At 45.0% G+C, this 24050-nt stretch carries 14 protein-coding genes; 13 read left to right on the top strand and 1 reads right to left on the bottom strand.

The window, feature by feature from the left end; genetic code table 11:
- The first annotated feature begins 16 nt into the window (after positions 1-16).
- From treR to AC1DE7_RS07490, 11 genes are all read left to right on the top strand, one after another.
- Positions 17-727 carry a trehalose operon repressor gene (treR, locus tag AC1DE7_RS07540; RefSeq protein WP_076214823.1) on the top strand — a complete coding sequence of 237 codons (711 nt, stop codon included), beginning with the start codon at positions 17-19 and terminating at the stop codon, positions 725-727.
- 173 nt (positions 728-900) lie between these two features.
- Entirely contained in the window at positions 901-4239 is a 3339-nt protein-coding gene (locus tag AC1DE7_RS07535) for a DUF5107 domain-containing protein (protein ID WP_477534055.1), read from the top strand.
- A 51-nt stretch (positions 4240-4290) separates the two neighbouring features.
- Positions 4291-6630, top strand: a complete 2340-nt coding sequence (locus AC1DE7_RS07530; protein WP_477534054.1) for a beta-galactosidase — start codon at positions 4291-4293, stop codon at positions 6628-6630.
- Between the two features lie 415 nt (positions 6631-7045).
- The gene (locus tag AC1DE7_RS07525) at positions 7046-7978 is read left to right on the top strand and encodes a glycoside hydrolase family 5 protein (protein ID WP_370739085.1); all 933 of its coding nucleotides are present in this window, start codon (positions 7046-7048) and stop codon (positions 7976-7978) included.
- 179 nt (positions 7979-8157) lie between these two features.
- Positions 8158-10227, top strand: coding sequence for a bifunctional aldolase/short-chain dehydrogenase (locus tag AC1DE7_RS07520; RefSeq protein ID WP_477534053.1), 2070 nt, complete (start codon positions 8158-8160; stop codon positions 10225-10227).
- A gap of 19 nt (positions 10228-10246) precedes the next feature.
- Positions 10247-11518: an L-rhamnose isomerase gene (gene rhaA, locus AC1DE7_RS07515; RefSeq protein ID WP_477534052.1), complete on the top strand. Its 1272-nt coding sequence runs from the start codon at positions 10247-10249 to the stop codon at positions 11516-11518.
- Between the two features lie 158 nt (positions 11519-11676).
- The gene (locus AC1DE7_RS07510) at positions 11677-13350 is read left to right on the top strand and encodes a ribonuclease J (protein ID WP_477534051.1); all 1674 of its coding nucleotides are present in this window, start codon (positions 11677-11679) and stop codon (positions 13348-13350) included.
- A gap of 245 nt (positions 13351-13595) precedes the next feature.
- On the top strand, positions 13596-14579 hold the full coding sequence (locus AC1DE7_RS07505; protein WP_036608469.1) for a LacI family DNA-binding transcriptional regulator: 984 nt from the start codon (positions 13596-13598) through the stop codon (positions 14577-14579).
- 147 nt (positions 14580-14726) lie between these two features.
- Positions 14727-16202 carry a glycoside hydrolase family 32 protein gene (locus AC1DE7_RS07500; protein WP_477534050.1) on the top strand — a complete coding sequence of 492 codons (1476 nt, stop codon included), beginning with the start codon at positions 14727-14729 and terminating at the stop codon, positions 16200-16202.
- Between the two features lie 26 nt (positions 16203-16228).
- Positions 16229-18211 (top strand): sucrose-specific PTS transporter subunit IIBC, encoded by a 1983-nt coding sequence (locus tag AC1DE7_RS07495; protein WP_477534049.1) that lies wholly within the window; start codon positions 16229-16231, stop codon positions 18209-18211.
- A gap of 421 nt (positions 18212-18632) precedes the next feature.
- Positions 18633-19028, top strand: coding sequence for a hypothetical protein (locus AC1DE7_RS07490; RefSeq protein WP_477534048.1), 396 nt, complete (start codon positions 18633-18635; stop codon positions 19026-19028).
- Between the two features lie 131 nt (positions 19029-19159).
- On the opposite strand, the gene AC1DE7_RS07485 is transcribed toward AC1DE7_RS07490, so the two are convergent.
- Positions 19160-20884: a cellulase family glycosylhydrolase gene (locus AC1DE7_RS07485; protein WP_477534047.1), complete on the bottom strand. Its 1725-nt coding sequence runs from the start codon at positions 20882-20884 to the stop codon at positions 19160-19162.
- Positions 20885-21144: 260 nt separating this feature from the next.
- Here AC1DE7_RS07485 and AC1DE7_RS07480 point away from each other — a divergent pair, with 260 nt between their 5' ends.
- A complete protein-coding gene (locus tag AC1DE7_RS07480; protein ID WP_477534046.1) occupies positions 21145-21975 on the top strand; it encodes an amidohydrolase family protein in 831 nt (276 codons plus the stop codon).
- A gap of 239 nt (positions 21976-22214) precedes the next feature.
- Positions 22215-23657, top strand: a complete 1443-nt coding sequence (locus AC1DE7_RS07475) for a 6-phospho-beta-glucosidase (protein ID WP_282322182.1) — start codon at positions 22215-22217, stop codon at positions 23655-23657.
- Positions 23658-24050: the final 393 nt, after the last annotated feature.

Genomic DNA, 24050 nt, shown 5'->3' with positions numbered 1-24050 from the left:
ACAATGGTGATGAATAATGAATAATAAATTTATCCGGATATATGAAGATATTGCAGATCGTATTCGGACCGGAGAGATTGAGGCAGGGACGTTACTTCAATCGGAACTGGATCTATCGGAAAGTTATCAAACGTCTCGAGAGACTATTCGCAAAGCATTGAAAATGTTGTATGAAGAAGGTTATATTCAGAAGATTCAAGGCAAGGGCTCGATTGTACTGGATATACGCAAGATCGATTTTCCCATCTCAGGTCTGGTTAGCTTCAAGGAATTGGCCAAAAAAATGGGACATCGTGCTCAAACGTATGTGAAGGTTTTCGAGGAGCAACAGGTCGATCAGGTGTTGCACAAGAAGATTAACTTTGGTCTGAATGAACAGGTCTGGGAGATCAGACGTGTGCGCAAAGTGGATGGAGAGCATGTCATACTGGACAAAGATTACATTAGCCAGCGGCTTGTTCCTGGGCTCAGCAAAGAGATCTGTAATGATTCCATCTATCAGTACATTGAGCAAGAGCTGGGGCTTTCGATTTCGTTTGCCAAAAAAGAGATTTTGGTGGAAGAACCCACCGCAGAGGACAGGGAACTACTTGACCTTGAAGGTTTCCACAATGTAGTTGTGGTGAGGAGCCAGGTGTACCTGGAGGATGCCAGTCAATTTCAGTATACGGAGTCGAGGCACAGACCGGACAAGTTCAGATTTGTGGATTTTGCACGTCGCAGATAAGTTAATCAAGATCGATCAGAGAGTACCTTTCACTGCATTATTCAGTGGATAGGTGCTCTCTTTGGTTATGGGGGAATCCGAAGATCGTCCATCAAGAACCGCTTAATGTCAATGTTCTTCCTGCATGTCGGAGCGTATGATCACAATATATACGAGGCCGAGGAGTGAGGGAATTGAATCACGTGACAGCGAAATCAAATGTTCGCATATGGGAAGAAACCAGAGATATTCCAACCTATGGTACAGGTAAACCGGACAAAAATCCGATGTTTCTTGAAAAGAGAATCTACCAGGGGAGTTCGGGTAAGGTGTACCCGCATCCCGTGATCGACAGCATTGAAGATGAGGCCAAAATGAAGTCGTATCGATTAGTTATTCTCGAAAATGAATATGTACGTATCGAGATGATGCCCGAACTGGGTGGACGGATCTATCGTGCGCTGGATCGGACCAACAACTACGATTTTGTATATTATAACCGGGTGATTAAACCTGCGCTCGTGGGTCTGGCAGGGCCATGGATTTCCGGAGGAATTGAATTCAACTGGCCACAACATCATCGGCCCAACACGTTTGGTCCAGTCGATTATACATTTGGCAGTAATCAAGATGGAAGCGCTACCGTGTGGGTGGGTGAGATTGACCGCATGTATGGTACCAAAATGACCGCTGGCTTCACATTACATCCCGGCAAAGCCTATCTTGAAATCCATGCTGAGGTATACAATCGTACCAGCGCACCTCAAACTTTTCTATGGTGGGCCAACCCAGCTGTAGCTGTCAACGATCATACGCAATCCGTGTTTCCACCTGATGTAATGGCTGTGCTGGACCATGGAAAACGGGACGTATCCCGCTTTCCCATCGCAACCGGCACCTATTACAAGATGGACTATTCCGAAGGTGTGGATATCTCGCGATACAAAAACATACCGGTTCCAACATCCTATATGGCGTATAAGTCGGATTATAATTTTGTAGGGGGTTATGACCATGGGATTCAGGCAGGTTTGTTGCATGTAGCCAATCATCATATTTCTCCGGGCAAGAAGCAATGGACCTGGGGGAACGGGGAATTCGGGCAAGCCTGGGATCGTCAGTTAACGGACGAGGATGGACCTTATATTGAATTAATGACCGGGATCTATACCGATAATCAACCTGATTTTACGTGGTTACAGCCCTATGAAGCGAAATCATTCTCGCAGTATTTTATGCCGTATAAAGGAATTGGTATGGTCAAAAATGCAACGATTGATGCAGCGGTTAATCTGGAAATGGACGAAACGACCGGAATGGTAACCGTGATGGTATATGCGACGTCGGTTTTTGAACAAGTGACCGTTGAAGTGATAGGACCAACCATGGTATATCTCCATGAGAGATGTAATATCTCACCTACGGAACTATATAAATCTTCATTCCCGTGGAGCGGACAAGATGAATGGCATCAGGTGAAGTTAAGTGTTCGAACTGTGGAAGGAAAAGAACTTGTGGCCTATCAGCCTGAACGTACTGAGATCCAGGAAGTTCCAGATCCGGCCACACCACTCCCGCTACCATCCGAGATTCGTACGAATGAACAACTATATCTGGCGGGTCTTCATTTGGAACAATATCGGCATGCCACGTATGAACCGGAACCTTATTATCTGGAAGGTTTGAAGCGTGATGCAACGGATATTCGTCTAAACATAGCGTATGGCACATTGCTGCTGCGTAGAGGGCTGTTTCAAGATGCAGAGAAGCATTTCAGACAGGCAGTACAATCGCTGACATGGAAAAATACGAATCCATATGATAGTGAAGCATTTTACCAACTCGGTCTAAGTTTGAAATTACAAGGGAAACAGGAAGAAGCCTACGCAGCCCTGTATAAAGCCGTATGGTCTGCACAGTATCAGGATACAGGTTATTACATGCTTGCTCAGATCGATACGGGGCAACATCGGTACATCGAAGCTTTGGATCACATCGAACGTTCGCTGATTCGTAACACCAGAAATTATAAGGCTCGACATCTGAAGGTGGCTTTGCTGCGTAGATTGGGTCAGCATGAAAGGGCCATCCAATATGCGTATGAAACGTTGGAACTGGACCCGGTTGAATTTGGAGCCGCACATGAATTAGTCCTGATTTACAGCGGAGCAACTGCACCTTCAGAGAGAGAACAAGCGGGGCAAACACGTGAGCATTTCCATCGTCTGATGCGAGAAGACGTTTATAATTATCTGAATCTAGCCGCAGATTACGCGGATTGTGAATTGTGGGAAGAAGCATTGACGGTACTCTCTTATGTTGAATCCGAAAATTCACAGCCGTATCCTATGGTTGGTTATGCTCAGGCCTACTTGTATCGTCAGCTGGGGGATGTGGAGCAGGCCCGGGAATGTCAAAAGCAGGGGAAAGCTGCTCCAACGGATTATTGTTTTCCCAATACGCTATTTGAATTCATGGTGCTTCAGGGTGCATTGGCAGTGGATTCGAATGATGCGCGTGCTCACTATTACCTGGGAAATTGGTTATATGATCATAAACGCTACGAGGAAGCAATTACCCATTGGGAAACTTCACGCGAGGTGGATGCTGCATATTCGACTGTACATCGGAATCTGGGACTGGCTTATTATAACAAGCTGAATCGCCCCGATCTTGCACTGGCATCATTAGAGGAAGCTTTCCGGTTGGATTCACAGGATGCCCGAATCTTCTACGAGTTGGATCAATTGCACAAGAAGATAGGGTATTCCTGCGAGCATCGAATCAAATTGCTGGAACAACATATGGAGTTGGTTCACCACCGTGATGATCTGTATATCGAGTGGGTGACTTTACTGAATATGCAAGGTAGTCATCAAGAAGCATGGAATGCCCTTCAGACCCGGCGGTTTCATCCATGGGAGGGTGGAGAAGGCAAGGTAACAGGACAATATGTTACGGCACTGACAGAACTGGCAAAGCGAAAACTGGAGAAACAACAACCTGAACTAGCAATGGAATTGTTGAAGAAGGCTTTGGTTTACCCGGAGAACTTAGGTGAAGGTAAATTGGAGGGAGCCGGAGACAACCCAGTTTACTTTTATCTTGGCTGTGCCTACCAGCAACTGAAGAGTAATCAGGCGGCAGAGGAAAGTTTCCACAAAGCATCCATCGGTTTGAATGAACCGGCAAGCGCGATGTTTTATAATGATCAACCGCCGGAATCCATCTATTATCAGGGTCTGGCCTGGCAGAAACTTGGCAATGTGAAGGAAGCAAACCGACGCTTTAACAAACTCATTGACTATGCGGAAAGACATATGCATGATCACATCCGAATGGATTATTTTGCGGTATCTCTGCCCGATTTTCTAGTGTTTGACGACGATCTCAATCAGCGAAATGAAGAACATTGCAGGTATATGCGGGCATTGGGTCTTCTGGGGCTGGGGCGGACAAGTGAAGCCAAACTTGAGTTGGACCGGGTATTGGAGAAAAACCCGAATCATCAAGGGGCAATCATCCATCGATAATTGATAATCGTTTCAACACATCCCATTTATATCGAAGGAGTTATATAATCCATGAATGATACTATAGCAGGTAGCCAGATTCGTTTCATATTGGATGCGGAAGATAAAGAGATTCGTGCGGGTCGCATGACTGGCAGTGGCGGCAAAAGCCCACGAGGGGAATCGTATGATTTTACCAACTATTATATGACTCGTAATGCTAAACCCCATATTCCCGTGGTAGGTGAGTTTCATTTCTCCAGATTCGCTTACTTGCAGTGGGAAGAAGAATTACTGAAGATGAAGGCAGGCGGGGTGAGCATTGTCGCTTCCTATGTTTTCTGGAATTTTCACGAGGAGCAGGAAGGCGAATTTAATTGGTCAGGAAATCTGAATTTGCGGCACTTTGTGGATCTGTGTGGCAAACATGAGCTGCCTCTGATCGTACGAATTGGTCCATTCTGTCATGGGGAAGTGCGTAATGGTGGAATGCCGGATTGGTTATTCAGTTATCCATTCGAAGTCAGGTCGAACGATGAAGGATATCTGTATTACGCCAAGCGATTATATCGGGAGATTGCCCGTCAGCTCAACGGCTGCTTTTATCAGGAGGGTGGCCCTGTTATCGGGGTACAGTTGGAAAATGAGTATATGCACGCTGGCGCACCCATGGATGCCTGGGGATATACCCGCGAAAAATACATTTCCTCCGGCCGGGACGGGCGAGAACATCTGAAGATGCTTCGCCATATTGCCGAAGAAGTCGGTATGAAGCCGATGTTCTATACTGCCACGGCCTGGGGCAATGCTGCGGTGCCTGAAGAAGGAACATTGCCTATGCTAGCGGGGTATGCGTACACACCATGGATTCCCAATCAGCCTCCAAGCCGGGAGTATTTATTCCGGGATCTGCATATGGATCCTGTGGAAGAAGTGGATTATGACAGTCTGGAGTACCCTGCTGCGTATTGCGAGCTTGCTGGAGGCATGCAGGTCAGTTATCACGCTCGTCCGGTTGTTGATGCGGACAGTGTCGAGGCGATGACCATTGTGAAACTTGCGAACGGCAGCAATCTGGTTGGGTATTATATGTATCACGGGGGGACCAATCCGATAGGCAAAAATTCATATATGAACGAGCAGGCATTGCCGAAAATGACGTATGATTACCAATCGCCACTCGGGGAATTTGGGCGTGTTGGTGAATCGTATGACCGCATTCGTACCTTGTCCATGTTCCTGGAAGCATACGGTGAGTTACTTGCACCAATGGGCTGTGTTGTACCGGATGGTCAACATGCGATAACACCGGAGAACACGATGGATATGCGTTGGTCTGTTCGCCAACAAGATGGCTCGGGATTCCTGTTCATGAATAATTATCAGGATCATGTGGCGATGCCTGATCGTGATATACAATTGGAGCTTCATACCAGCAAAGGGACTGTTTTATACCCAAGAGAAGGAACTATGCAGCTGAAATCCGGCATGGCAGCCATTCTGCCTTTCCATATGAATCTGAATGGAATGAAGATCATTAGTGCTACCGTTCAGCCACTGACCCGATTTATGGTAAATCAGGAGCTTACGGCTGTCTTTTATGCCCATGAAGGCATGATGCCTGAGTATGTTATTGATGCATCATCTGTTACAAATGTGGATATGCCCGAAGGCACTGTTTCAGAGCAGGGGAATGAAGTTGTGATACATCCGATTGCTGGCAAGGACCATCATCTGGGGATTACAACATCGGACGGTATAGCCATACGTATCATTACATTAACCCGTGAAGAGGCATTACATGCCTACCGTTTCCGTGTGGGCGGAGAAGAAAGGCTTGTAATTAGCAGCAGTCATCTGTATGTACAGAATGAGATGCTCCTATGTACATCTGTGGAGCAACCAGAGATGGAGGTATCCTTTTATCCGGCTCCAGAGCATGTTTCAGCTTCGAAATATGCTGTGTCATCCCAGTCGAAGCAGGGAATATTCGGTACGTATACATTCCAAGTTTCTCCTTACGAGCCTGCTGTAGAGGTTGATTATCCGAAAGAGTATGCAGCAACACTGAGATTGGACACAGCGTGGCCGGAACAAGTAGATGACGTGTGGATTGAGATTGATTATGAAGGAGACGTTGCAACAGCACATATTCATCATCAGATGTTAACGGATCATATTCACTATGGACACAGCTGGATGCTTGGTTTGAAGCAATCCCGTCATTTGTTGGCTGATCACGCGCTTCGTCTGTCTATAACCCCAATTCGAAAAGGGACGACTGAGAGTTATGTGAATCAGGCTTATGTGGAGCGGTTTGAGGGCGTGGAGATTGGAAAGTTTAATGAAATTCGGGTGAGACCACAGTATCGGGTTGGTTTGGTATTGGCGGGAGTTAGAGAAGACACTTAGTCTAAATCAGGAGTTAAACAAAATAACAGATAAACAAGATTTAAACAAGAGTTAACTTTAGTTAATAATACAGAGGGTTCTTTCTCCGAACGATTGTGAGGGGAGAGAACCTTTTTTTGCTGTGTTATGTAAAAACAAATGATTCCTAATCATGGTAAAAAGATCTTGACTGGTAAGCGTTTTCAATTTATTATAACTTCATAACCTTAACGATAAAGTTTATTTAAACTAAATAACGTGACTTATATAAAGTTTTTTGTTATTTATTTAATAAAAAAAAACTTCCATTACCGACGATTTTAGTTAACTTCTTGCCTAGAGCAGGGTTAATTGAAATAAAAAAACAAATACAGGAGGTTCCAAACGAATGGTTAATCTGAAAAAGTGTACAATCTTCACGGTTATTGCTACACTCATGTTCATGGTATTAGGGAGTGCAGCACCCAAAGCATCTGCTGCTACAGGATTTTATGTAAGCGGTAACAAGTTATACGATTCCACAGGCAAGGCTTTTGTCATGAGAGGTGTTAATCACGGACATTCCTGGTTCAAAAATGATTTGAATACCGCTATCCCTGCAATCGCCAAAACAGGTGCCAATACGGTACGCATTGTTCTTTCGAATGGTAGCCTGTACACCAAAGATGATCTGAACGCTGTTAAAAATATTATTAATGTGGTTAACCAAAATAAAATGATAGCTGTACTCGAGGTGCATGACGCCACAGGGAAAGATGACTATAATTCGTTGGATGCGGCAGTGAACTACTGGATTAGCATTAAGGAAGCTTTGATTGGCAAAGAAGATCGGGTCATCGTCAATATCGCCAATGAATGGTATGGAACGTGGAATGGAAGTGCGTGGGCTGATGGTTACAAAAAAGCCATTCCGAAACTCCGAAATGCGGGAATTAAAAATACGCTAATTGTGGATGCAGCCGGATGGGGACAGTTCCCTCAATCCATCGTGGATTATGGACAAAGTGTATTTGCAGCCGATTCTCAGAAAAATACGGTCTTCTCCATTCATATGTATGAGTATGCTGGCAAAGATGCTGCAACCGTCAAAGCCAATATGGAAAATGTGCTGAACAAAGGATTGGCTCTGATCATTGGTGAGTTCGGGGGATACCACACAAACGGTGATGTGGACGAGTATGCCATCATGAGATATGGTCAGGAAAAAGGGGTGGGCTGGCTGGCCTGGTCCTGGTATGGAAACAGTTCTGGTCTGAACTACCTGGACATGGCTACAGGTCCGAACGGAAGTTTGACGAGCTTCGGAAACACCGTAGTGAATGATACCTATGGAATTAAAAACACTTCTCAAAAAGCGGGGATTTTCTAATCTGCCGTTGAAACAGGAACACTCTGACGGTTACGTCAGGGTGTTTTTTTAATAAAATAGTTCAATCTATAATGATTTTTGAATATTTCCGTTTGGTTTTAAAATATTTTGTTTTCAAAATAAAACAAAGATGTTAAACTCGGATTAGGAATAAAACAAACATTATCGGAGGGAAACAAATGGTACAGAGTTTATGGAATGCATCGCAGGCATCTGAGAAAACAACAGGACTTGAGCAGTTGGTTTACCGATCCAATCTGATTGGGACTGATCGCAGTGTATGTAACATCTACGGTGGTAATACGTCTACCAAAACGACAGTGAAGGATTTTCGTGGTCGTGATGTAGAAGTAATGTATGTGAAGGGAAGCGGCTCTGATCTGGGTTCCATGGAAGCGAAACATTTTACCGGACTTGGGCTCGAAGACATTCGACCATTAATTGAACGTGAATCCATGTCGGATGAAGAGATGGTTGAATATCTGGGACATTGCATGATTGATGCCAAGCACCCACGTGCCTCTATCGAGACTCTGCTGCATGCATTCCTTCCATATAAACATGTGGATCATACGCACCCGGATGCCATTATCAGCTTGTGCTGTGCGCATAACGGCAAGGAATTGGCGAGAGAGATCTACGGTGATCGTTTTGTATGGGTACCTTACGTTCGTCCAGGGTTCACCTTATCTAAAATGATTGCTGAAAGCGTATTCTCGAATCCTAATGCCGAACTCGTACTGATGGAAAAACACGGACTTGTCACTTGGGGAGAAACATCCGAGGAATGTTACGCACAAACGATCAAGATTATCAACGAAGCAGAAGCATTCATCGAAGCACGGGTGAACGAAGAAAGTTTGTTCGGTGGTGTGAAACACCCGGCACTTGCAACAGAGGTTCGTCGTCAGATCGTATCACGTGTAATGCCAACAATTCGTGGAGCGGTATCGGATAGCAAAAAAATGATTTTGTCCTTTGACGATCAAGAGGACGTACTTGCTTTTGTGGGCGGAGCAGATTCACCGGAATTGTCACAGGTGGGTGCAGCTTGCCCGGATCATCTGGTACATACCAAAGTGGTACCTTTGTTCATCGATTGGACACCGGATGCGGAAGATATTGAAGGTTTAAAAGCCAAGTTGGTAGAAGGTGTGGCTGCCTACAAAGAGCAGTATCAACAGTATTTTGAGAGCAACAAAAACGAAGGTGATGTCATGTTCGAAGCGGCACCACGCGTTATCCTCATTCCAGGTGTGGGCATGATCAACACAGGCAAGAGCTGGGCGCTTTCCCAAGTAAGCGGAGCGTTGTATCACAGAGCGATTGCCGTTATGCGTGGGGCTACTAGCTTGGGCCAATTCGTATCACTTAGTGCAAACGAGTCTTACAATGTGGAGTACTGGCCGCTGGAATTGTACAAATTGTCTTTGGCTCCAGCAGAAACCGAATTCTCCCGTAAAGTGGCGTTTATTACAGGCGGCGCAGGCGGTATCGGAAGTGAAACAGCACGCAGATTGGTATCTGAAGGCGCACATGTGGTGCTTGCTGATCTCAACCTGGAGGGCGCACAGAAGGTAGCACAGGAAATCAATGATCAGTACGGTGAGAATCGTGCTTATGCGCTGAAAATGGACGTCACCGATGAGGAAGCCGTTCAATCTGCGTATGCTGATGTTGCGGTGCAGTATGGCGGAGTGGATATCATCGTGAACAATGCCGGATTGGCGACATCCAGCCCATTTGACGAAACGTCCCTGAAAGAATGGAACCTGAATATGAATGTTCTGGGTACAGGGTATTTCCTCGTGGCTCGTGAAGCGTTCAAGCTGATGAAACAGCAGGGTATTGGGGGAAGCATGGTATTTATCGGGTCCAAGAACTCGGTGTATGCAGGTAAGAGTGCTTCTGCTTACAGTTCAGCGAAAGCGCTGGAAGCGCATCTGGCACGTTGTATTGCAGCAGAAGGTGGAGAGTATGGCATTCGTGTCAACACGATTCTTCCAGATGCCATTCTACAGGGTTCAGCGATCTGGAACGGTTCCTGGAGAAACGAACGTGCAGCGGCATATGGAATTGAACCGGATCAATTGGAAGAGTATTATCGCAAACGGACGACATTGCTCGTGAATATCTATCCAAGAGATATTGCGGAAGGAATCGCATTCTTTGCTTCTTCGAAATCCGAAAAAACAACCGGTTGTATGATGACCATTGATGGCGGTGTACCGGCAGCATTTACACGTTAAAATAGGAGGGTTCTTGCGGATGGATAACCAAGTCAAGCAAGCGTATGAAGCAGCCAAGGAATTGTATGCCCAGCACGGAATTGATACGGACGAGGTACTGAACAAACTCGCGGAGATCAAAGTATCCGTACACTGCTGGCAAGGCGACGATGTCAAAGGTTTTCTGAATAAAGATGGGGAGTTAACAGGTGGTATTTCCGTTACAGGTCAATATCCGGGCGCTGCGACAACCCCGGCAGAACTTCGTAACGATCTGGAGCAAGCTTTTACTCTGATTCCTGGCAAACATAAGGTCAATCTACACGCGATCTACACGGATACAGACGAGCAGGTTGAACTGGATCAGATTGAGCCAAAGCATTATGAGAACTGGGTGAAATGGGCCAAAGAACAAGGACTCGGTCTGGACTTCAACCCAACATGTTTTTCCCATGAAAAATCAAGTGACGGGTTCACGCTCAGTCATCCAGAACCTGAAATTCGCAAGTTCTGGATTGATCACTGCAAGGCATCCCGCCGGATTGGTGCTTATTTCGGGGAACAGCTTGGTCAGACTTGTGTAACCAATGTATGGGTACCGGACGGATTCAAGGATAATCCGGTTGATCGGTTGACACCACGCAAACGTCTCAAAGAATCGCTGGATGAAGTATTCGGCGAACCACTTAACCCGGAGCACAACCTGGACGCGGTAGAGAGTAAGCTGTTTGGTCTCGGTTCGGAAGCATATGTGGTGGGTTCTCATGAATTCTATATGGGTTACGGTTTGCAAAATGATACGTTAATCTGCCTAGATGCGGGTCATTTCCATCCAACAGAGGTTATTTCTAATAAACTGTCGTCCTTGTCTTTGTTTACAAGTGGAATTCTGCTTCACGTAAGCCGCCCGATGCGTTGGGATAGTGACCATGTGGTAATTATGGACGATGAGTTGCTGGAAATTGCTCGTGAACTGGTTCGACATGATCTGCTTGCGACCACACATATTGGATTGGATTTCTTTGATGCAAGCATTAACCGTGTAGCTGCATGGGTTGTGGGGACTCGCAACACGATCAAAGCCCTTCTCCGAGCGATGCTCGAACCAGTGGATGCCTTGAAACAAGCCGAATTGGAAGGGGATTACACGTTGCGTCTTGCCTTAACGGAAGAGTTCAAATCCTATCCGTTTGGCGCGATCTGGGACTACTATTGTGCTCAGCAAGGCGTTCCAGTTCGTGAAAAGTGGATCACCGATATCAAAACCTATGAACAAGACGTATTACTACAGCGTGATAAATCATTGGTGTAACCGCATTTATTTTTCGTATAAACCACTATGGAATGAAAATTCCGTGGTGGTTTTTTTGGCATAATCACGCTGAAATGCATAACTGAGGCGATTGCTTCCATACTAGGAATATAGATCCGTATCGTATACGATTGCCACGCAGAGGAGGAATAATAGAGTTGAATCTAGCCCACAACAAACTGTATATCGCTGCACTTGGCGGCGTGAATGAAATAGGAAAGAATATGTATTTTATCCAGTACCATCAGGACATCATCGTGATTGACTGTGGTTCGAAGTTTCCCGATGAGACATTGCCTGGTATTGATCTGATCATTCCGGATGTAACGTATCTGCTGGAGAACCTGGATAAAGTAAGGGGTCTTGTAGTTACCCATGGACATGAAGATCACATTGGTGGCATTCCGTATTTGTTAAAACAAATGAACATCCCGGTGTATGCATCCAGGCTCACTCGTGGGCTGATCGAACTTAAACTGAAAGAGCATGGGTTGCTGCGCAAAGCCGACTTGCATACGATCGATGCTCATTCCAGCATTACGCTGGGAGGGATCGAGGTTTCCTTTTTTGCAACCAGCCATAGTATACCGGATTGTCTTGGTATCTTTTTTCAGACCCCAGCAGGCAATGTTGTGCATACCGGAGATTTCAAATTTGATATGTCGCCTGTACATGGACCTTTCCCAGATCTGCACCGCATGGCCGAGATTGGCAAACAGGGTGTCCATATTTTGCTCTCCGAGAGTACCAATGCAGAAAGACCCGGATTTACACCTTCTGAGCGTGTTGTGGGGGATCACATTCTGGATGCCTTTATCCGTGCAAAACAAAAAGTATTCATCTCGACCTTTGCGTCGAATGTCAGCAGGGTACAGCAGATTGTGAATGCAGCATTCGAGACGGGCCGCAAACTGGCACTGTTGGGCAGAAGTATGGTGAATGTGGTATCAGTGGCCAGTGAATTGGGGTATTTGCAAGTTCCTGACGGATTGTTGATTGAAGCTATCGATTCGGATCAGTTTCCACCAGAACAAGTTGTTGTATTATGCACCGGTAGCCAGGGAGAAGCGATGGCAGCATTGTCACGTTTGGCATCCGGTAAACATCCTCACGTAAGAATTAACGCAGGGGACACGGTCATTATTGCTGCCGGAGCCATTCCGGGCAATGAGAGGAATCTTGCACATGTGATTGATAACTTGTATGTTCTCGGAGCACGTGTGATATATGGTTCAAGTGGTGCAGTAGGAATGCATGTCTCCGGACACGGCAGTCAGGAAGAACTCAAATTGATGCTTACTCTGATGAAACCGGATTATCTGATTCCGATCCACGGTGAGTTTCGCATGTTGTATCAACACAGACTGCTTGCTGAATCCGTAGGAATAGAGCGTGATCATGTGTTTATCGTGAATAATGGGGATATGGTCCAGTACAAAGACGGCATTGCTTCGTTAGGTCCCAAAATTGCATCAGGAAATAGTCTCGTAGATGGTCTGATCATGGGTGATGTCGGCAATATTGTACTTCGCGACCGCAGGCAACTGTCCTCCGATGGCATGCTGGTGATTGTGACTACACTGAGCAAAACGGAGAAACAGATGGTCACGTCACCCGAAATTATCTCCCGAGGGTTTGTATTTGTTAAGGATTCGGAAGAATTCATGCATGAGATTCATGAACTTGTTCTAAACCGGATGGATGAGTTGACCGGGGCTGGGGTGAATCAGTGGAATGTGATCAAAAGAAAGCTGAAAGATGAGATTGGTCACTATATTTACGCTCAAACGAAGCGAAGACCTATGATCTTGCCAATTATTATTGAGGTCTGAGTCAGCAGGGATAGGGATTATCCTTGCCCTAATGATCTGTGCAAATGTCTATATGGAAGTTTAACAGCCTGATGAATGTCGGATCATACTTCGGTATGAACGTCACATTGCCATCGGGCTTTTGTTGTTTATTCGGAGTTGTACAACGTGATGTGTATTAAATGGAGTTGAATCAAATTCGCCATAGGTTCGCGATTCGAAGTATAATAAAAGGTAAACTAGTTAAAGAAACAAGAGGAGTCTTTATGAATAAAACGATTTCTGATATCGCTCAGATGGCAGGTGTGGCAAAAAGCACGGTCTCTCGCTTCCTGAATGGCGGATCGGTTAGTGAGGATACACGCCAGAAGATTGAGCGTATTATCAAACAATACAACTATGTTCCCAATACATTTGCACAGAGTCTGAAGGCTAAGAAGACCAGTATCATCGGTACGGTTGTGCCACGTCTTGATTCTTTTGCAACATCACAGACATTGATCGGAATTGATGAAGAACTAAGGAGTAATCAGTATCAGATGCTTATCGCAAATACGAGTCAGGACATGCAACGGGAGATTGATGCCATATATGATTTTGCACGACAGAAGGTGTCGGGTATTATTCTGCTGGCTGCTGAAGTGACTGAAGCACATCTGAAGGCCGTTGAGGATATACGGATTCCGGTGTTATTGGTAGGGCAGCAGCATGAGCAACTGCACAGTCTGGTTCACAATGATGATCAGGCAGGTTATGAGATGGGCAGATATGTCGTCGAACAGGGTCACCGCAAGATCGTGTATATGGGGGTTAGCGAGAAGGATCGGGCGGTAGGAATCTATCGTAAACAAGGGTTCCAGCGAGCAATCGCCGAGTGTGGTGGATGTGAAGTGAAGTATTATGAGACAAGCTTTAAGATGTCTGAAGCCATCGTTACCGCTGAAGCCATACTGAAAGAGACCACACCAACGATCATCGTGGGGGCCACGGATAATATCGCACTGGGTGTGATGAAGATTGCATTCTCCAATAAAATCCGCATACCGCAAGATTTGTCTGTTACGGGATTTGGCGGATATGATATTACGGAGATGATTCATCCCACGCTGACGACTGTGAAATATCATTATTTGCAGGCGGGCAAAGTAGCGGCGAATCACATTATTCGTCTGGTCAAAGGCGAGTCGGTGGAGGAACGAACAACACTGGACGTAGAACTAATTCCTCGAGAAAGCGTTGACAAATTATAAAAACATCCTTTATGATAATTCCATCGAACCGGTTCCATTATGAATATCCAATACGGATATGCGAATACGGGCAGGCATTAGTGCCATATGGAATTATTTTTTTGCGCCCAATGGAACCGGTTCCTATATTTTGAATGGAGAACAGCTATGAAAATGACTAGAGAGCAACGCTACAGACGAATTGAGCAAGCAGAGCCTGGAGAGATTGCGAAGCTTGAAGCACAGATATCCGTATGTCCTTGGAGACAAAGTTATCACATTCAGCCGATAACAGGTCTACTTAATGATCCTAACGGCTTTGCATATTATCAAGGCTATTATCATCTGTTCTATCAGTGGTTTCCACTTGGGACAGAACATGGCATGAAATACTGGTATCATACCCGCTCGAAGAATCTGGTGAACTGGGAAAATGTCGGGATTGGAATCGAACCGGGTGGCAGGTATGACTCACACGGAGCTTATTCCGGTAGCGCAATTGAAAAAGACGGCAAGCTGCACTTGCTATACACGGGCAATACCAGAGATGAGGATTGGGTCAGACATCCGTATCAATGCCTGGCAGTTATGGATGAAAGCGGTTCAGTAACCAAACTGAATGATCCCGTGATCTCGTCTGTGCCAGCTGGATACACGGAACACTTCAGAGATCCCAAGGTGTGGAAACAAGGAGACACGTATTATTGTGTAATTGGTGCGCAGAGAACAGACGAGACGGGATGTACAGTGCTGTATCGCTCCATTGATCTGAACAACTGGGAGTTCCTTGGTGAAATTCGTACGCAATTAACCTCCTTTGGTTACATGTGGGAGTGCCCGGATTATATGGAGATGGACGGGAAAGGTGTACTTGTCTTTTCCCCGCAAGGCTTAGATGCAGCGGGAGATCATTATCAGAATATTTTTCAATCCGGTTATCTGATCGGTGAGCCGCTCAATCTCCAGACGAGAGAGTTCAATCATGATGAATTTCAGGAGTTGGATCGTGGATTCGACTTCTATGCGCCGCAAACGATGCAGGGCCCGGACGGAAGACGTATTCTGGTTGGTTGGATGGGACTTCCCGATCTGACGTATCCGACAGACGATAGTGGCTGGGCTCATTGCCTGACCATTCCTCGGCAATTGTCACTCCGTGACGGCAAGTTAATTCAACAACCGGTTGCAGAGATGGTCCAATTACGTCAGCAGGAGGAAGGGACACATATTCGCGCAACGATTGATAATGAGAGTCGATCTTTCACTGGTATTAATGGGATTGCCTATGAGCTGATATGTGAGATAAGCCATGTAGAAGCAGAGGTTGTAGGCATCGAATTCCGGGCAAATGGAACTGAAAAAACGGTTCTTCTGTATGATCGGATTCAGCAAAAAGTTGTCTTGGATCGGACGATGTCTGGTACCGAGCTGGCAGAGCAGAATGGCGTTGTACGAAAGTGCACACTTACTGCGGAAGTGATTAAGTTCCATCTGTTCGTGGATTCGTCCTCGGTCGAGATCTTTGTGAACGATGGGGAAGAGGTCTTTACCAGCCGCATTTTCCCAAGCCGTGACAGCGTGGACATTCGTTTCTTTACACGCGGAGGCAAAGCTGATTTTGAAGCAACTCAATGGAATTATTAAGTATTACGTGAGAGGAATGAGATAACATGTCGGAGAATCAACGGATTGCCCAAGAAGTCATTCATGCCATCGGGGGCAAAGAGAATATCGCATCATTTGCACATTGTGCAACTCGTCTTCGCATCATGGTGAAAGATAAAGAAAAGATTGATCAGAAAACGGTCGAGAATATTGAGAAGGTGAAAGGCGCCTTTTTCAACTCAGGTCAATATCAGATTATCTTTGGTACGGGAACAGTGAATCGAATCTTTGAAGAGGTTGAGAAGCTGGGCATCGAAGGAACGTCCAAGGAAGATGTGAAGAGTCAGGGGAAAAAAGAAGGAAATGCTTTTCAACGGGCTATCCGCACGTTTGGTGACGTATTTGTACCCATCATTCCCGTACTGGTAGCTACAGGACTGTTCATGGGATTGCGCGGATTACTTACCCAGAATGAAATTCTGGCGTTATTCGGTGCAACACCGGATGATATCTCGGCCAATTTCCTGTTGTTCACTCAAATCCTGACGGATACCGCATTTGCATTTCTACCTGCACTTGTAGCGTGGTCCGCATTCCGCGTATTTGGCGGAAGTCCAGTACTTGGTATCGTACTGGGGCTAATGCTGGTCAATCCTGCATTACCCAATGCTTACGCGGTGGCAGATGGATCAGCCCAGCCGCTGCATATGTTCGGTTTTATACCTGTCGTGGGTTATCAAGGTTCGGTTCTGCCTGCGTTCTTTGTAGGTTTGATTGGAGCCAAGTTTGAGAAGGTACTAAGAAGACGGGTACCCGAGGCACTGGATTTAATTCTGACTCCTTTTATTACGTTAACGGTTATGATCACACTTGGATTATTCGCGATTGGTCCCGTATTCCATTCCCTAGAAGAGTGGGTGCTGCATGGAACAACTGCCGTATTGGATCTTCCGTTTGGCATTGCAGGTATTATCATTGGATTCTTCCATCAGATTATTGTTGTTACCGGTGTACATCACATCTTTAATTTCCTGGAGATTCAGCTACTGGAGAAAACGGGATTTAATCCGTTCAACGCCATCATTACCTGTGCCATGGCAGCACAAGGAGCGGCTTGTCTCGCAGTCGGTCTGAAGACCAAAAATATGAAACTCAAAGCACTCGCATTACCTTCTTCCTTGTCCGCATTTCTGGGCATTACGGAGCCAGCGATCTTCGGAGTTAACTTGCGTTATATGAAACCATTTATTATGGGACTTGTTGGTGGTGGTGTAGGTGGTTTCATCGCTTCCTTGTTCCATCTGCAGGGTACAGGCATGGCTGTAACGGTTATTCCTGGTACACTGCTCTATCTGAACAGCCAACTGCCGTTGTATATCTTGTCCAACGTAGTTGCCATGGCGATTGCATTTGCACTTACCTGGTTCTTCGGATATAAGGATCAACCGGTCGCAGAAGAATCGGTGAGCCATGAGAACAGTGGAGTAACATCAACTGAACTTAAAGCAGAGGAATTTAATCCGCGTATTAATTCAGTTACCGATGCCGTTACAAGCAATCGTCCTAAGGTAGATTTTCTCGAAATCGCTTCGCCAATGAACGGTACCGTCGTTGCTCTGGAGCAGGTTCCTGACCCGGCGTTCTCGGAAAAACATATGGGTGAGGGCGTTGGCATCGAGCCATCAGAAGGCAAAGTATATGCACCGTTTGATGGTGTCATCGCACATGTCATGAACAAGAGTAAACATGCGGTGATTCTGGAGCATGAGACAGGTGTACAGATGTTGGTTCATATCGGAATTAATACGGTTGGACTGAAAGGAAACGGTTTTACCGCGCATGTGAATAGCGGAGATCGTGTAACTGCAGGTCAATTGTTGATTGAATTTGACATGGATGTCATTCAGTCTGCGGGTCTGCCTTTGATTACACCTGTGTTGATCCCTAGTGGAAACGAAGCGATAGCAACTGTTACAGCAGCCTCAACCGGTCGTGTGCAAGCCAATGGGGAAACGGTGCTGGTAGTGAAATTCAAAGAACCTCAATAAGTGATCGTTTGAAATAGAAATGTACTGGAACATGGATGTAGAGAAATACAAATCATACAAGGCAAAGGAACTGATGTATCATCAGGTTTCCTTTGTCTTTTTGTATTACTTTTAGCCAAAGTATTAAGACATTTTGCTTTGAATCTGTGCATGTAAGCGATTAAAAAGAGATATATCTTCGATTAAGGCTCGGTTAATCAGATTTCTTTAATCGCTTATGATTAACGGAGATATAAGGAGATTCAGAGCTTAAAGGGCAGATTACATAGGATATAAAGAGGAATATGGTCTGGAATCAATCAGGAAGGTTCTGAATCGGATACGGTTCAATTGCGGAAAGGCAGACAGAGGACTATGATTCGCACATAACGTACTTGAGATGATATATGCAGGATCTGATGTGAAGGCGAGGTAGACAGCAATGGATGAAGCAATGATTGTTGTATCAACAGGACACAGTGCAGCGGGGATGAATTTCGTGGATTTATTACTGAAAAAGGGATTAGCCTTCGTTGTGCTTGTACACAGTGAAGAGGAACGGGAACAACTTCAAACCCTTGGAGCATTTCCTGTGCGTTATATTCAAGAAACGGAAGGGATGCAACAGACTCGACCCGAATATATGATCACAAATGCATTTGTGTTCGAGAATAATCTGCCTCAGTGTTGCCAGGATATCCAGTTGTGTCACAGCTGGTATCCGCAACATCTCTATGTCGTTTCCAGTAACAAGGCTCCAGTTGGTCTTGTATATAAAGGGCTTGGTGCGACGTATGTCATTCATAGCCAGAGTGGGAATGTTTCGTTTTTATTGTGAACGGTCATTCATAATGGATGTGGAAGGAATATCTGATTAAAAGGAAAAACGTTCTGTTCGAACCGATGGCTCTGGACAGAACGTTTCGTGATTCCCACAGGTATAGATCAAGTGGGGAATCCTTATAACTATTATGAAGTTACACCAACAACGCTGGTTCCATTTTTCGTGATTTTGTACGTCAGCACATCTCCGTTCCAGAAATGGAACTTAAGCGTAACTTCGCCATCATTGGTTTCATTGAAGAAGTTAGGTTTCAGCTCAATCACATTACGTTCGTAATCTGGGCTAAATGTGTAGGAGAATTCTTTGAACGAAGTCCAGTTCTGTGGACCGGCGTTTTCTCCGTTTGCATATGTTGCTTCCATCGTTGCCAGTTGGTTCCCGTTAAACGTAGTCGGAATGGCAAATGCACTGGTTGTACCAGTTGCATCGTTCAACTTAGGTGTGTCATATTTAATGATATTGAAGTTCCAGTCAGCACCTTCATTGAATCCAGCCGTGAGTGTGGCATTTACGCCCAAATCACCAGAGGTTGTCAATTTGGTTAACAGATTGGATTTTAACGTAAGCACATCTTTTTTGATCGTATAGTCTTTACCTCTTACAAGAGGGGTAGTGCCATTTTTCAACGAATTGAATTTGTTCCCATTCAGATTGAGTTTTACCTTCTTATCTTGAATGGCTTCATTTTGTTTAAGATATACGAGATCCGTTTCGGCTGTGGATGAGCGACCTGTCCAGCTGGCTTTCATGGTATCAAACAATTCCTGATCAGACCAAGTAAAACTTGTGCGACCGAAGTGTTGTCCGTTATCCCACAACATCGTTGTCATCTGTTTTTGACGCAGATATTGTCCAACAAATTCGAAGAATTTCAGTTTTTCGCCTTGCTCAATGACACCTGTGTGTTGATCAAAACCAAGCAAGCCATACTCACCAACGATAACCGGAATGCCTTTCGCTGTAAAAGCATTGTATACCCGATCAAAAGTGTCGGTAACGTCCTTCTGTACTTCCTCGTTATACTTGGTGTAACCTGCTATGTTCACACTGAATGGCCAGAACCCGTAGTAGTGAACGGTTGCAATAATATTGCTGTCATTCAATTTTTGAATGGTCTTATTCAGTTCATCCAGATCAGGTTGAGCGGAAGAGGTATGCATCGTTGGAAGTACAAGAGGACGTGTCTCGTTGTTTCCACCCGAAGTTCTTACGATCTTGTGAAAAGAAGTATTCAATTCGTCCAGCATGCGATATCCAATCGCTGCATCTGTTGTGCCGCCTTCGGAGAAACGTGGTTCGTTAACACTTTCGAACATGAGTTTATCGGATGCATCTTTGAATTTGTCCGCAATCTGAGTCCAAGCAGCGTTATAACGTGCAAGCACGTTGTCATGGTCTTTCTCCATGTAACTGATCCAGCGCCAGGAATCATGGTGAAGATTGATCATGACGTAGAGATCCGCATCAAGGGCCCAGTTTACTACTTCTTGAACCCGATTCATGTAAGCGGAATCAATTGTGTAGTCGGGTGCGTCACCGATATGGGCTTCCCAGGTTACAGGAATACGGATACTGTTGTAGCCCTCATCTGCGATCGACTGAATTAGTTCCTTCGTAATGCGTGGGTTGCCCCAGGCAGTTTCATCTTCACCAACGGCGTCCAGAGAGTTACCCAGATTCCAGCCAGGCTCCATGGCGTTTACATAGGTCTGCATTTTGCTTGGAGCGGGTGATGCATTGGCCTGTTCGCTGTTGTCAGTTGCAGCTGAAGCCATAGCCGAGGAGAATAGAGATAGAATCATGGCAGTCACAAGCGTAAGAGAAAGGACTGATTTGCGGTTTTTTTTCATTAATATAGTCTCCTTCGAATAGAGAATGGTTAAACGTGAATAGCGGTTAAGCAGGGTGGAAATAGAGCTCAACGCAAACAAAAATTCACTTCTTTAATACTAGAATCACCACCGATTTATGTACTGAAAGCGTTTTCGTAATTTACTATATCATGATTTAATATTGGACAATACCTTCACAATTGGAATAAAAATCATGTGAAAATCAGTGATTGCTTTTTAATGATAATTAGATTTAAATACCCTGGGAGGGATCTAATATGAAGCTGGATGCACATCAACATTTTTGGGAATACAACGTAGCCGAGTACGGATGGATTGGAGAAGAGATGAAAGTCATTCGTCAATCTTTTCTTCCAAAAGATCTTGAACCTTTATTGGTCCAATCCGGACTGTATGGATGTATTGCGGTACAAGCCAGACAATCACTGACAGAAACCGAGTGGCTTCTGCAGTTGGCAGATCGGCATGAATGTATCAAAGGTGTTGTCGGATGGGTGGACCTTTGTTCGGATGAAGTTCGGAATCAGCTTGAATTGTTCGCGTCCAATCCGTATCTGAAGGGCGTACGTCATGTCATACAGGATGAACCTGATCTGAAGTATGTATTGAGAGAAGACTTTCAGCGCGGAATTTCATTGCTTAAGGAGTATGATTTGGCCTATGATCTGTTGGTATCCAAGGAGCAACTGCCTTATGCCGTTGAACTGGTTAAGACGTTTCCTGAACAGCGATTTGTACTTGATCATCTAGCCAAACCCGACATAAAATCAGGTATACTCTCACCCTGGAAAGAAGCGCTTGAGTCATTGGCCGCACAACCAAATGCGTACTGTAAACTTTCAGGGATGGTGACGGAAGCAGACTGGGTAAATTGGAATCCAAAGGATTTTACAGCCTATCTGAATATCGCCATTGAAGCCTTTGGTGCGGAACGGTTAATGTTTGGGTCCGACTGGCCTGTGAGCAACGTTTCAGCTACGTATTCTGAAGTATATGGTCTTATTAATTCTCACATTAATGCCTTACCTATACTAGATCAACAGATGATTCTTGGCGGCACATGTGCTGCGTTCTATCAAATATCGTAGTGGGCAATCCGAAGCTAAACCGGTTTCAAGAAGTTGACAACTGTTCTGATTCTTGCTAAAGTTTTATCCAATCCGCATAATCATGATCTGGGAATGTTACCGATATGGGCATAACCTGAGCTGGCTTGTTTACACGTAATCGTGTACCCAGGCTGGTTCGGGTTTTTTCTATTTTGTCTTTTTAATATTCTAACGATTTGAGCGGGTAGCTGAATTACATATTTGGAAGGAGAATGATGATGACGAATTTTAAGTTTCCTAAAGACTTTTTGTGGGGTGGAGCCATTGCTGCCAATCAGGCGGAGGGCGCGTATCTGGAAGATGGCAAAGGGCTGAGTATCGTTGACTTGCTACCAACAGGTGAGAACCGCAGAAGTATTATGAAAGGCAATGTTCCGGCTTTTACGCCGCTCGCTACCGAGTTCTATCCTTCGCATGAAGCAATCGATTTTTATCACCGATACCCTGAAGACATTGCTTTATTTGCCGAAATGGGATTCAAAGCACTGCGTGTCTCCATTGCTTGGGCACGGATTTTCCCGACAGGAGAAGATTCACAGCCAAATGAAGCCGGATTACAATTTTACGATAACCTATTTGATGAATTGTTGAAAAACGGCATTGAACCTGTGGTTACATTAGCTCACTTCGATGTGCCTGTGCATCTGATCGAGAAGTATGGCAGCTGGAGAAGTCGTGAACTGGTAACTCTTTTCGAGACTTACGCTACAACGGTATTCACTCGGTACAAAGACAAGGTGAAATACTGGATGACATTTAATGAGATCAACATGCTGTTACATCTTCCGTTCCTTGGGGCGGGGCTGGCGTTTAATGAAGGGGATAACATCAAGGAAATTCAATATCAGGCTGCTCACCACCAACTGGTTGCAAGTGCACTGGCAGTCAAGGCATGTCATGAGATTATTCCTGGTGCCATGATTGGGTGTATGCTCGCCGCAGGAAGCTTCTATCCGTATACTTGTAATCCGGAAGATGTGTTCCAGGGCATGGAAAAAGATAGAGAGTCCTATTTCTTCATCGATGTGCAGTCACGTGGGGAATATCCGGGTTATGCCAAACGTTTCTTCAAAGATCACGAGTTGAACATTGTTATGCAGCCGGGTGATGCGGAAATCTTGAAGAATCATACCGTAGATTATATCGGATTCAGTTATTATTCAAGTCGTACAACTAGTACCGATCCGGAAGTTATCAAAAATATGACCAGTGGTAATGTATTTGGCTCGGTAGCCAATCCATATCTGGCGAAGTCCGAGTGGGGCTGGACGATTGATCCCAAAGGATTCCGTATTACCGCCAATCAACTACATGATCGTTATCAGAAGCCGCTGTTTGTTGTTGAGAATGGATTTGGTGCCAATGACGAGGTTACACCGGAAGGTGAAGTGGATGATGCGTACCGGATTGACTACTTGAAACGACATGTAGCTGAAATGGGTGAGGCCATTCAGGATGGAGTGAACATCATCGGTTACACCAGCTGGGGACCTATTGATATTGTAAGTGCCTCCTCAGGTGAGATGAGAAAACGTTATGGCTACATTTACGTGGATCGTAATAATGAAGGTCAAGGTGAGCTGACACGACTGAAGAAGAAGAGTTTTGAGTGGTACAAAAATGTGATCGAATCCAACGGAACAAACTTGGGTGACGCGTAATTTATATTTTTCTGAATTAAAATGGTCTTGTACGGCAATAAAACATCGGAAGTTTCATCTATATAAATTGAACTAAACTTCTACACAAAACGGAGAGGACAGAAAAAAGCTGGGGATAACAGCGATCGGAAGGTTGTTCTGTCATCGGAGTAGCTAGTGTAAATATTATCTAGTTCAATTTATATAACCATGGGACTTCCGTTTGTCCCCGCATTGAAAGCGTTGACATATAGTCAGGTTCGCGCTATACTTGACGCAATTATATCGTTTCTGGGATTGTTACTACTCGAAGTAGGCAAAACCTAAGCACCAAAAAAAGCAGACCACCATGTCTTGTTTATTTTGTGATGCTTCAGGTTTTTTTTGTATGCCCAAAAGACGATGTATAACTGC

The sequence above is a fragment of the Paenibacillus sp. 10L310 genome (genome assembly GCF_056395745.1).
Note: the sequence above shows the minus strand (reverse complement) of the source record. Positions and strands in the feature narration are given on the sequence as shown.